This window comes from Enterobacter sp. 5-4 (assembly GCF_000612205.1).
GTDB classification, from domain to species: Bacteria; Pseudomonadota; Gammaproteobacteria; order Enterobacterales; family Enterobacteriaceae; genus Enterobacter; species Enterobacter roggenkampii.
In genome coordinates this window covers 236536-249238 of the sequence record NZ_JFHW01000022.1, presented here as the reverse complement: position 1 = coordinate 249238, position 12703 = coordinate 236536, and the positions used below count along the sequence as shown (strand labels likewise).

The following is a 12703-nucleotide window of genomic DNA, read 5'->3' as shown; positions in this document are numbered from 1 at the left end:
ACCATAAATTTATTGCCCGGCGAACCGGGCAACGCGTTATTGTTCCACGCGCACCCAGCGCTGCTGCTGATGGCTTTTCACAATGGCATCAATGATATACATCACGTTTGCGCCATCGTGAAACGTCGCAAACTGCGGCGTATCCGGCATCGCGCCCGCCTGCACGGCGCGGTAGAACTGCGCCATCATATTTTTGAAGGCGTCCGGCCAGCCTTCGATATGTCCGCCGGGGAAGTGGGCGCTGTCGGCCACGTCAGGGTTCATCAGCCCCGGATCGTCGGTGAGCGTCTGGTTGGCCTGCGCGCGATGGCCGATCCACAGCTGCTGCGGCACCTCCTGGTCCCACGCCAGCGAGCGCTCGCTGCCGTTGATCTCAAACGTCAGGCGGTTTTTACGCCCGGCGCTCACCTGCGAGATGCTAAAGCAGCCCTTGCTGCCGTCGTCAAAGCGGAACAGCACCGAGCCGAAGTCTTCGGTGGTGACCGGTTTGTCTACATACTCCGCCTGCTCGTCGTGGGAGAAGGTTTGATTCCCGACCTTGCTGGCCCTGCGCGTCGGCCAGACGATGGATAAATCAGCCATCACCTCGGTAATGCGCCGCCCGGTAACGAACTGCACCGTGTCGCACCAGTGGGAGCCGATATCCGCCACCGCGCGCGATGCGCCGCCGAGCGCGGCATCCACCCGCCAGTTGTAGTCGGTTTCCAGCAGCATCCAGTCCTGTAGGTAGCTGCCGTGTGAGGCAAAAATCCGCCCGAGGCTGCTTGCGCGCATCATGCTCGCCGCCTGACGCACCATCGCAAACTGGCGATAGACAAAGCTCACGCCATGCACCACGCCCGTCTGCTCCGCCAGCGCCACCAGCTCGCGCGCCTCCTCAGGGATCATGCACAGCGGCTTTTCGGAAAACACGTGCTTGCCCGCGCGCAGGATCTGGCGGTTAATCTGTGCATGCAGGTGGTTCGGCGTGCAGTTGTGCACCACGTGCAAATCAGGGTGCGCGAGCAGCTCCTCAACGCTGCCGTACGCGTGCGGTACGTTTAGCAGGCGCGCCTTTTCCTGCGCCTTAACGAGCGAGCCGTCGCACAGCGCGACCACCTGAACAAACCCAAGGCGCCTGAGCGCCTCGATATGTGCCGGGCCAATAAACCCGCTGCCGACGATCCCGACGTTAATCATGGCTGCCCCCTGCGGCGAAATCGTCAAACGCGCGCCCGGCAACCGGAATGATGTGGCGGCGGATAAATTCGCTGCCTTCACTCGCCCCGGTATCGCCATCCTTCAGGCAGCACTCCCACTCCAGCACCGCCCAGCCGTCGTAGTCGTACTGGGTCAGCTTGCTGAAGATGCCCTTAAAATCGATTTGCCCGTCACCGGGCGAGCGAAAGCGTCCGGCGCGGTTGATCCACGGCTGGTAGCCGCCGTAGACGCCGCTGCGCCCGCTGGGGCGAAACTCGGCATCCTTCACGTGGAACGCTTTAATACGCGCATGGAAGATGTCGATAAAGGTCAGATAGTCCATCTGCTGGAGCAGCATATGGCTTGGATCGTAGAGAATGTTGCAGCGCGGATGGTTGTCCACCAGCGCAAGAAAACGCTCGAAGGTGACGCCGTCGTGCAGATCTTCCCCCGGATGCAGCTCAAAGCAGACGTCCACCCCCTGCTCGTCGAAGGTATCCAGAATCGGCCGCCAGCGGTTTGCCAGCTCCCCGAACGCTTCCTGAAAACGCTGTTCGTTATGCGGCGGCCACGGGTAGAAAAACGGCCAGGCCAGCGAGCCGGAGAAGGTGGCGTGCGCTTTCAGACCTAATCTTGCCGAGGCGACCGCCCCCTGCTTCAGCTTCTCCGTGGCCCACGCCCGACGCGCAGCATCGTTACCGCGCACGGAAGCGGGCGCAAAGTGGTCAAACGCGTCGCTGTAGGCGGGGTTCACCGCCACGAGCTGCCCTTCCAGATGGGTCGACAGTTCGCTGATAACCAGCCCGTGCGCGGCCAGCTTAGCGGCGATGTCGTCGCAGTAGGTCTGGCTCTCCGCCGCTTTCTCGACGTCAAAGATGTGCGGATGGTTGCAGGGGATCTGTACCGCCTTATAACCTTTACCTGCCGCCCATTCAGCCAGCCCGTCGAGCGAATTAAACGGCGCTTCTGCGCCAATAAACTGCGACAGAAAAATGCCGGGTCCTTTCATCGTCCTCATACCACCTCCTGAACGTTACGCCTTGTCATCGTCATACTTAAACGTGAGAAGGAAAATCAGCGCGATCGCCGCGGCCGCTACCGCCGGGATCCACCAGAATGTCACCCACGCCTGCGGCACGGTCTGCCCTGCCACCAGGCGGTTATAGAGCGCGCCGGAAATCTGCGAGCCGAGCAGCATGCCGATGCCGTAGGTGAACATCACGATCATGCTCTGGGCCTGGCCTTTCACCTTTTCGCCCGCCACGCGGTCGGTGTAGATAAAGCCGACGACAAAGAAGAAATCGTAGCAGACGCCGTGCAGCAGGATGCCGAGATACAGCAGAATGCGCCCCTCCTCGCTGACGCCCAGCGCGAACATGGCGTAACGCACAAACCACGCCAGCATGCCGATCAGCAGCATGACCTTCACGCCCAGACGGCGGAACAGCAGCGGAATAACCAGCATGAAGACGATCTCGGACATCTGCCCGAAGGACATGGCGGTGCTGACGTCGGCAATTCCCGCATCCGCCAGATACGAGGCGGTGTAGGCGTAATAGGTGCCGAGCGGGACGGAGATCAGCATCGCGCAGACGGAGAAAACGAAAAAGTGGCGGGTTTTGAGCAGCGCAAAGGCATCCGCGCAGAAAAGATCGCGCACCTTCACCGGCAGGCCTTTCGCCGGAGCAGGCGTGTGCGGCAGCGTCAGGCTGTAAAGCGCCAGCAGCACGGAGCTGGCCGCCGCCACCTGAAAGATGGTAACGCTTGCCGCCACGCCGGTGACGCCGATAAAAATGCCCGCCACGATCCAGCCGATGGTGCCGAACACGCGCACCACCGGGAAGGTTTTATCCACGTTTGCCAGGCTGTGAAACGCGATATTGTTGGTCAGCGCCAGCGTCGGCATGTAGCAGAGCGTGTAGCCAAACAGCAGGCCAATCAGCAGCGCGCCGTTCTCGGCAATCAGCGCCCCCGGCACGAACCAGAGGATCGCCGCGCCCGCCAGGTGCATCACCGCCATCACCTTCTGCGAGGCGAAGAAGCGGTCCACCAGCATGCCAAGCACGAACGGCGAGAGAATGGAGGCGATAGGCCCGGCGGAGAACGCATCGCCAATCAGCAGAGACATGTTGTGCTGGGTCATCACCAGCCCTAGCGTAACCGACCAGCTACCCCAGATAAAAAACTGCAGAAACATCATCAGCGACAGCCGCGGCACCAGCAGCCGATGCTGCGCTATCGTCTTTTCACTACTTTCAGTTGACACCATAATAAGCCTCACCCGGAAAAAGTAATCGATTACAAAATGATTCAAATGAAAAGTAATCGATTACAAAATAAAGATCCTGTGGATCGAAACAGATTTGGGAGGGGGGTCACGATAAAGATGAAGCAGTGTTTTGTAGGCCCGGTAAGCGCAGCGCCACCGGGCGTGAAGGCAGTTGCGGTCTGGTTTGGTGCGGTCTGTTGCCCTCACCCCGGCCCTCTCCCACAGGGAGAGGGAGAAAAACGGGCTACTTTTTGCGTGAGAGCTTAAACGCGATAAACAGGAACACCACCCATACCGGCAGCAGCATTGCTGAAAGTCGCATCTCATCCATGGTGCACATCAGCACCAGAATCAACGCCAGGAACGCGATACAGAGGTAGTTCCCCGCCGGGTAAAGCAGCGCTTTGAACTGCGTTTCGCGCCCCTTGCGGCGCATCGCGGCGCGGAATCGCAGGTGCGCGAGGCAGATCATGATCCAGTTCAGCAGCAGCGTAGCGACAACCAGCGCCATCAGCAGGCCGAAGGCCTCTTTCGGCAGCAGATAGTTGATCAGCACCACCAGCGAGGTAATCGCCCCGGAAAGGAACAGCGAGTTCACCGGCACGCCGCGACGGCTGACGCGGGTGAGGAATTTCGGCGCGTTACCCTGCACGGAGAGACCAAACAGCATGCGGCTGTTGGAGTAAACGCCGCTGTTATAGACCGACAGCGACGCCACCAGAATGACGAAGTTCAGCGCAGAAGCCACCACGTTGCTGTTGAGATCGTGGAAAATCATCACGAACGGGCTGCTGTCTGACTTCACTTCCACCCACGGGTAGAGCGCCAGCAGCACCACCAGCGAGCCGATATAGAACAGCAGGATACGGTACACCACCTGGTTAACCGCTTTCGGAATGCTTTTATGCGGGTCGCGCGCTTCCGCGGCGGTGATGCCAATCAGCTCCAGCCCGCCGAAGGAGAACATGATCACTGCCAGCGAGAGGATCAGCCCTTTCCAGCCGGTCGCCAGGAAGCCGCCGTGCTGCCACAGGTTGTCGATAGTGGCCCGCTCGCCGCCGTGGCCGGAGAACAGCAGCCACAGGCCAAAGCCGATCATGCCGATAATTGCCAGCACCTTGATCAGCGCAAACCAGAACTCGGTTTCACCATACAGGCGCACGTTGACGAGGTTAACGGCGTTGATAATGATGAAGAAGGCCGCCGCCCAGATCCACGTGGGCACGTCCGGCAGCCAGTACTGCATATAGATGCCTGCGGCGGTCAGCTCCGCCATCCCGACCAGCACGAACATCACCCAGTAGTTCCAGCCGGAGAGGAAGCCTGCGAACGGGCCCCAGTATTTATAGGCAAAATGCGCGAAGGAGCCTGACACCGGCTCTTCAACGACCATCTCGCCAAGCTGGCGCATGATCAGGAAGGCGATAATCCCGGCGATACCGTAACCCAGCAGCACCGCCGGACCGGCCATCTGAATAGCGGGGCCGATGCCGAGAAAGAGCCCGGTACCGATTGCGCCGCCAAGGGCAATTAACTGAATATGTCGATTTTGCAAACCACGTTGCAGCGTTGGATTCTGATCCGACGAGGCTTCAGCGCTACCATGGCCTGAAGCGGATGACGCGTCTTTCACGTCCTACCCCTGTCTCTTTTTTAGAAGGGGCACGTTTTAACACTTCATGCTGGCGGTAGCAAGTTTAACGCCGGGAGCACGGCATGCCCCCGGCGATGCAAGGTTATGAGCCGATGATCCCGCCGTCCGCTTTGACGATGACCACCGTTGAGGAACGCGGGCGTCCGTTCGGGTTCGCGTCTGGCCAGTTGGAAACAGCGCGAGGGTTAGCAGGGTCGGTGATATCATCCCCGCCCTCCCCCGGATGCTGAATGTTGATGAACAGCGTCCGGTTATCCGGCGTAAACGCAATCCCGGTAATTTCACACCCGCGCGGTCCGGTCAGGAAACGACGGTACTCGTTGGTGCCCGGAATGGTGGCCACCATCTGGTTATTGCCCATCCCCTCGTAGGCTTTCTTATTGATGGTGCTGGAAGAGACGTCGGTCTGGATCCACAGCACGCCCTGATGATCGAACGACAGGCCATCGGGGCTGCCGAAGGCCGCCCCCTGCATGGAACCTTTAGCCTTCGGATCGTCGCTGTCGGTCCGCCCGCCCATCACCAGAATATCCCACTTAAAGCGAGCGGCAGCAGGATCGGCCCCCTCTTCGTGCCAGTGCATAATATGACCAAACACGTTATTAGCGCGCGGGTTGGCGGCATCAACCGGTGCCTTACCCTCCTTCCCGCGATCGCTGTTGTTGGTGAGCGTACAGTAGACGCTGCCGCTGGCGTGCGGGTCAACCGCTATCCACTCGGGGCGATCCATCTTCGTTGCCCCCACCGCGTCTGCCGCCAGGCGGGTTTTAATCAGCAGATCGCCCTGGTTTTCAAACCCGTTGCTCTTATCCAGACCCTTTTGCCCGAAGATCAGCGGCAGCCAGTCGCCGCTCCCGTCTTCGTTGAAGCGGGCAACGTACAGCGTGCCTGACGTCAGCAGTTGCATATTGGCTTCACGGTTCGCGGGATCGTATTTTTTGTCCGAGACAAACTTATAGACGTACTCGAACTTCTGGTCGTCCCCCATATAGACCACCACGCGGCTATCGGCGGCAAGCGTGACGGCCGCCCCCTCATGCTTGAAGCGGCCCAGGGCGGTGTGCTTGCGCGGCGTGGAGGTCGGGTTGTAGGGATCGATCTCCACGACCCAGCCGAAGCGGTTAGGTTCGTTAGGGGTTTTATCAACGCTAAATCGCTCGTCCACCTCGTTCCAGCGGTAGGATTCATCGCTGTCGCTGATGCCGTAGCGTTTTTCCAGCGGGTTGAGATCGGTTTTTTTGACAAAAATATCCGACCAGTTCTCCTCGCAGGTGAGATAGGTGCCCCATGGTGTATGGCCGTTGGCGCAGTTCTGCATGGTGCCCAGCACGCGCTCCCCCTGCGGGTCGGCGGTGGTTTTCATTAAGTCCTGATGCCGCGCCGGGCCGGTAAGCTGCATCGGCGTATTGACGGTAATGCGGCGGGCATACGAAGACGGGCGAACCACCTGCCAGTCGCTGCCCGATTTTTTCACTTCCACCACCGACACGCCCATCGCGTTCTGCCCCTTGCGGGCCTTGTCGAGGCTCCAGTTCGCCGTACCGTCGGTAAACATCATCCCGTTGTCGATGTACTCATGGTTCATTGCCAGCAGGCCATGCTCCGGGTTTTGCTCCCCTTGCGGCAGGCTAAACCACGCCATGCCGTCATGATGCATGCCCGCCTGCGCAGCCTGTTCGTCCGCGGTGTTGCTGGCATCCGGTTTAAAGGCCGGCATGTTGTTTTTGATCCCCGTCGGGTCACCCCAGCGATAGAACGGGCGGGCAATATAGCCTTCCGGCACCCTGACCGTATCTTCGGTGGAGACGTCGATGCTGGTAAAGCCCAGGGAAACCGCTTTTGCCAGCGCGGAAGGCTTCGATACCGCGGCAATGGCGTTCTCAGGTTTGATCAGAAAGGGGAATGAAACGGCAGCGCCCGCCACGGCGCCCATCTGGAGAAAACGACGGCGGGAGAGGAACACCTCTGCAACCTCGGAGAATACCGGGTTCGCGCTGCGGTTAGCGATGTCGTCGCGATGTTCTTTTTTAAAAACGGATTTGAGGGGTCTGCCCATAGCGGCTTCCTGTCATTGGCCAAGAGGTAAGGAGTCGGCGACCAGTCTAAGAAGCTTTTATTACAATTTTATAACACAACGGCGGAGGTATGGGGCGTCCCTGCCCCGGATAACGAGGTGGAACGCTTAGAACTCGTAGCCAACCGAGACCTTAAAGGTACGCGGCTCGCCCTGCGTGATGTAGGTGCCGGAATCGTCCACGCTGGCCCAGTAGTTTTCATTGGTCACGTTGTCGATGCCCGCGCGCACCGTCATCTGGTTTGCATTGTGGTTCACCGCGAAGCGATAGCGCATCCCCAGATCCAGCGTGGTGTAGCTGTCGATCTTTTTGGTGTTGGCAAGATCGGCGTACTGCGCGCCAGAGTGGTTGACGCGGGCGGTCGCCGTCAGGCCATCAATCGGCTTGATGTCATACTCTGCCCCCAGCACGGCGTAGACGTTCGGGACACCAATGGCATCGTTGCCCTGATTTACGCCGTTTTTGGTTTTGGTCAGCTCCGCCTGCAGCCAGGTGGCGCTGGCGTTGAGGCGCATCCCGAGCATCGGCTCGCCGAAGACGTTTAGCTCCACGCCGCGGTTACGCTGCTCGGCATCCAGGCCATAGTGATTGTTAGCATCGAGGATCGCCGACGGCATCTTGATCTCAAACAGCGCAAGCGATCCGCCCACGCGGCCAAAGTCCGCCTTCACGCCCACTTCGTTCTGCTTAGAGTGAACGATACCGGTGCTCTGGCCGTAGTTGGTCGCGGTATTAGGCGCGGTTTTGCCCGGCTGCAGCGCTTCGGTGTGGTTGGCGTAAAGGGAAATTTCTTCCCACGGCTTGTAGACCACGCCGTAGGTTGGCATCCAGCGGCTGCCGTCGAAGCCGTCTGCCGCGTTTTCCGCACCGGTAACTTTGTTATACCCGCGAATGACCACCTTCTGATGGCGCGCGCCAGCGGTGAACAGCAGTTTGTCGTCCAGCACGCCCAGGGTATCGCTCAGCAGCCAGCCCTGGGTGCGGGTGCGCCCGCTGGTCAGCGGATCGCTGTACTTCCCGCCTGAGCCGTTGAGGTTGGTGCTGTCCGGCATATCGACGCCGGTGTTGTGGTAGATGTTGGTGGTCGGGTTATCCTTCGTCGCCGACATTTTCCACGCGATCTTTTCATTTTTGGTCATCGCCGAATAGCCAACGTTGACCTTGTGCGAGACGAAGCCGGTATTGAAATTACCGCGTATACCCGCCATGCCGCTGACGGAATCGCTGATGCGGTTGGTATCAAGGCGGCTGACCGTTGCTTTACCGCTTTTATCCAGCAGCTTCGGCGCGCTGTAGATCCCTTCCTCGTGCGCGTGCTGCGCGCCCAGGCCGGTATAGGCGGTCCAGCCGTCGGTGATGTCGTACTCGCTGCGCCACATCCCAAATTCGTTTTCGATGTTGCTGTAGGCCCACTTCTGCGAGAAGTTGCGATCGTTTTTCGGCGGCTCGGGCACGAAATCCACCGCCGAAATATTGACGCTGGTCGGGCTGCCGTGGAAGGTTTTCTTCTGATAACCCAGATCCAGCGAGGTGCGGAAACGGTCGCCTTTGTAATCCAGACCGGTGGAGAGCAGCGTGGTGCGGCGGCGGTCGTTCGGTATGCCGGTTTCCCCTTCGCGGTGGACCAGGTTCACCCGCGCGCCAAACTGGTCGCTGTCGCCGTAGCGACGGCCCGCATCCAGCGTGGTGCCAATCTGGGAGTCCGAGGTGTAGTCGACGCCCACTTTCGCCTGCGGGAGTTCGCCCGCGTGTTTTGGCTCAAGGTTGATCATCCCGCCCACGCCCGAGCTTGCCGCGCCGTTCATCAGGGCGTTTGCCCCTTTGAAGATCTCGATGCGGTCGACCATCTGGGCATCCACCACCTGACGCGGCAGCACGCCGGACAGGCCGCCAAAGGTCATGTCGTCGCCGTCAAACTTCAGACCACGGATGCGGAAGGTTTCAGCGCTGTTGCCGTACCCCTGAACAAACTGCACGCCCGCGTCGTTGGCGACCACATCAGCAATGGTTTTCGCCTGCTGATCTTCCACCAGCTTCGAGGTATAGCTGATGATGTTGAACGGCACATCCATGGCGTTCTGCTGACCGAGCATCCCCATACGCCCGCCGTTCGCCACCTGTCCGTTAAGGAAGGCCGGTACCAGCTGGTCGCCACCGGGTTTGAAATCGCTGACCGGTGCAGAGTGCACAACGAGGGTATCTTCTTTTTGATCGTCCGCCGCGAAGGCGGAATGCGTTACCGCGCCAACGGCGAGCGCCAGCAGCGTTTTGTGTATTCTGGTGTTGTTCATCGTTAACTCATTTGAAAGTGCGCGCAAAAATAGCCCGTTGTCAGGCCTTAGAATGTATTGATAGCAATGCAAATGAGAACTATACGCATTATCCATGCGTTAGCAAGCGTAACCGCGAACAACAGGAAGAGGTGGGGAGACAGGATGAGGAACAACCACCCCAAAATGGGGTGGCTGCAGTAACGTTATTTTTTCTTGTAGATATTAGCCGTACCGTGAATTTTATTGTTGGTGTTACCTGAGGTGAGCACCAGAACATCCGCGCCTTGCTTATCGGCTTTCTCAATCAGTTCTTTTTTTGCATCATCAACCGATACTTCATTTGAGGTGCTTACCGTACCGATTTTTTGATACTGAGACTCGACTTTCTTGAACTCATTTTTAGTCAGCAGTTGGGCAGCAAAAGCATTGGTCGTAAACAGTAACGCCGTTCCCAACAAAATAGCAGTCGTCTTTTTCATAACCTTTTTCCTTGAGATTAATCAGCAACTACGAAAAACCTCACGCATGATGGTGAGGTTTTATGAGCATGGTAGAGAATCTCAGGAAATGCCATATATTCTGGAAAATTCTTTTATAACAACCCATTGCATGAAATTATTAATGAATATTAAGAATAGTCGAATACACGCGCGGTGCCAGCAATATCAATGCGAACCGCCGTGCCCGGGTTCCATCCAGGCTGGCTGACGGTCTTGAGGGTCACGGGCTGCGGCTGTCCGGTAAGCCCAAGGGTGAGCGTCGACAGGTGACCGGTAAAATCCACATCAAGAATGGAGATCGGGCTTTCATGTGAGGCGCATGCCGTCACGCTCAGCTGCTCCGGGCGCAGCATCACTCTGCCCTGCCCTGTCGCCAGCGGGTTGTCTGTGGGCACCTTACCCAGGGCGCAGAGGGCGTAGCCCGCGGTGAGCTGCGCAGGCAGGATCAGCGCATCACCAAGAAACAGCGCCGTCTCTTCGTCAACGGGACGGGTGTAAACCTCATAAGGCGTCCCGACCTGCGTGAAGCGTCCGGAACGCATGACGGCAACCTGCGTGGCAAAGGAGAGCGCTTCGTTCTGATCGTGGGTAACCAGAATCGAGGCCACGCCCGCTTCGGCCAGCAGATCGGCCGTGGCCTTTCGCGTCATGGCGCGCAGGCCAGTATCCAGCGCCGAGAACGGTTCATCCAGCAGCATCAGTGAAGGACGCTGGGCCAGCGCACGGGCAAGGGCCACGCGCTGCTGCTGTCCGCCGGAAATCTCGTGAGGCCAGTGCGTGGCGAGCTGCCTGTCCAGCGAAACCATCTCCATCAGCGCCTCAACGCGCTGGCGTTTTTCGTGGCGGGTCCCGCCCAGCCCCCAGGCAATGTTGTCTGCCACGTTGAGGTGCGGGAACAGCGCGCCCTCCTGCGGCACAAAACCGATCCCGCGCTGGTGGGCAGCGACAAAACGGTTTTCCTCAAACAGGGTTCTCCCCTGCATAACAATACGACCGGTGTCAGGCGTCTCAAACCCGGCAAGAATACGCAGCAGCGTGGTTTTACCTGACCCCGACGGCCCGACAATGGCCGTTCTGCTCCCCGGCGCAACGCTCAGGGTTAAGCTGTCGAGCACCTGCACATCAGCAAACGATTTAGAAATGGCGGTTAATTCAAGCATGTCATAGCCCTGCAATTTTCTTCGACTGCATATAGAGAATGGCGGTCAGCGGGAGGGAAATCAGGATCATCAGCATCGCGTAAGGCGCGGCGGCGACATAGTCAATTTCGCTGGTCAGCGCCCAGAATCCGGTAGAGAGCGTGCGCGTGCCCAGGGGAGAGAGTAACAGCGTGGCAGTCAACTCGTTGCTGACGCCGAGGAACACCAGCGCGGCCCCCGCCGCCGCACCCGGCGCGGCCAGCCGCATCGTGACGCTCCAGAACGCCTTCGCGGGCGTGCTGCCAAGGCTGCGCGCCACGTTTTCCAGCTCAACCGGCGCCTGCGCTATCCCCGCCCGCAGGTTGATGAGCGCACGGGGCATAAACATCAGCAGATAGGCAAGGAACAGGGTAATTTCCGTCTGGTAAATGGGACGTGCGTAATGAATGGTAACGGTGACCAGCGCCAGCGCCGTGACAATGCCCGGCAGCGAACTGGTGATATAGATGCACCCTTCCAGCATCCGGAAGATACGGTGCGGGTAGCGGATACCGAGCCACGCAATGGGGATCACACACGTCGTCGTCAGCAGCGCGCCGCCCACGCCGAGCATCAGCGTCTGGCGCAGCGAGTGCCAGAGATCGGCGCTCATCCAGTTTTCCACCCCGCCGAGCCAAATCCAGCGACACAGAACAGCTAACGGCACGCCCAGCGCCAGGACGATCAGCACCATGAAAAACAGCTGCCCCAGCGCGGCAGCCGCAGGCTTTAGCGGCCAGCGTTTCTGCTCGCGCGCAGCCCCGGCGCCAATGCGCGCGTAGCGTGCTTTTCCACGCGTCACGCCTTCCAGCACCAGGATAGCGAGGCAGCATAACGCCAGCACGCCCGCCAGCATGTTTGCTGCCGGGCCGCTGAAGGTAGACTGAAACTGGTCATAAATGGCCGTGGTGAAGGTATCAAAGCGGATCATCACGTACAGACCATATTCCGCCAGCAGGTGCAGCGCCACCAGCAGCGCGCCGCCGCAGATAGCCAGCTTGAGCTGGGGTAGCACCACGCGGAAAAAGACCTTCCACGGCGGTGTGCCGAGCGACGCGGCGACATCTTCGAGCGTCGGGTCAAGGCGGCGGAGCACCGCGGCAACCGGCATGTAGATAAAGGGATAGTAGGCAAGCACGGAGAGAAACACGCCCGCGGAGAGCCCGTGCATCGACGGAACCACGCTCACCCAGGCATAGCTTTGCACAAACGCGGGAATGGCCAGCGGGGCGACCGCCAGCGCGGACCAGATGCCCCGTCCGGCAAGCTGCGTGCGCTCGGTGAGCCAGGCAATCGCCACGCCCGTCACGATACACAGCGGAACCGCCAGGGCCGTCAGCCACAGCGTGTTGCTGAGCAGCTCAGCCACACGCGGGCGAAACACCAGCGCCTTAATGGTTTCCCAGCCCGTCTCAATGCCAATGGCAATGATAAAACCCAAAGGCAGAAGCGCCAGTAATGAAAACAAGACAGCTAACGCAACCATCGGCAGTGCAGGACACCTGCGGGCAGGCTCCTGCACTCTGTTTTTTCCGATGTCGAGACTTAGACCAGACATAAGACCTTCACTTCACT

General features: G+C 59.4%; 9 protein-coding genes. All 9 read right to left on the bottom strand.

Annotated features, from left to right (window positions below; all coding sequences use genetic code 11):
* Positions 1 to 36: 36 nt before the first annotated feature.
* Positions 37 to 1179, bottom strand: a complete 1143-nt coding sequence (locus AA74_RS0114700) for a Gfo/Idh/MocA family protein (protein ID WP_023343533.1) — start codon at positions 1177 to 1179, stop codon at positions 37 to 39.
* A complete protein-coding gene (locus AA74_RS0114695) occupies positions 1172 to 2197 on the bottom strand; it encodes a sugar phosphate isomerase/epimerase (protein ID WP_025912662.1) in 1026 nt (341 codons plus the stop codon). The genes AA74_RS0114700 and AA74_RS0114695 overlap by 8 nt, the downstream gene beginning before the upstream one ends.
* A 15-nt stretch (positions 2198 to 2212) precedes the next feature.
* Positions 2213 to 3448 carry an MFS transporter gene (locus AA74_RS0114690; RefSeq protein WP_032663994.1) on the bottom strand — a complete coding sequence of 412 codons (1236 nt, stop codon included), beginning with the start codon at positions 3446 to 3448 and terminating at the stop codon, positions 2213 to 2215.
* A gap of 244 nt (positions 3449 to 3692) precedes the next feature.
* Complete coding sequence (gene pheP / locus AA74_RS0114685; RefSeq protein WP_023343530.1) at positions 3693 to 5081, bottom strand: phenylalanine transporter; 1389 nt, start codon at positions 5079 to 5081, stop codon at positions 3693 to 3695.
* Between the two features lie 103 nt (positions 5082 to 5184).
* A complete protein-coding gene (locus tag AA74_RS0114680; RefSeq protein WP_025912660.1) occupies positions 5185 to 7158 on the bottom strand; it encodes a PhoX family phosphatase in 1974 nt (657 codons plus the stop codon).
* Between the two features lie 126 nt (positions 7159 to 7284).
* Positions 7285 to 9468, bottom strand: coding sequence for a TonB-dependent siderophore receptor (locus tag AA74_RS0114675; protein ID WP_025912659.1), 2184 nt, complete (start codon positions 9466 to 9468; stop codon positions 7285 to 7287).
* 185 nt (positions 9469 to 9653) lie between these two features.
* Positions 9654 to 9929 (bottom strand): DUF1471 family periplasmic protein YahO, encoded by a 276-nt coding sequence (yahO, locus tag AA74_RS0114670; protein ID WP_021241596.1) that lies wholly within the window; start codon positions 9927 to 9929, stop codon positions 9654 to 9656.
* Positions 9930 to 10078: 149 nt separating this feature from the next.
* Positions 10079 to 11110, bottom strand: a complete 1032-nt coding sequence (locus AA74_RS0114665) for an ABC transporter ATP-binding protein (RefSeq protein WP_025912658.1) — start codon at positions 11108 to 11110, stop codon at positions 10079 to 10081.
* A gap of 1 nt (position 11111) precedes the next feature.
* On the bottom strand, positions 11112 to 12686 hold the full coding sequence (locus AA74_RS0114660) for an iron ABC transporter permease (protein ID WP_025912657.1): 1575 nt from the start codon (positions 12684 to 12686) through the stop codon (positions 11112 to 11114).
* Positions 12687 to 12703: the final 17 nt, after the last annotated feature.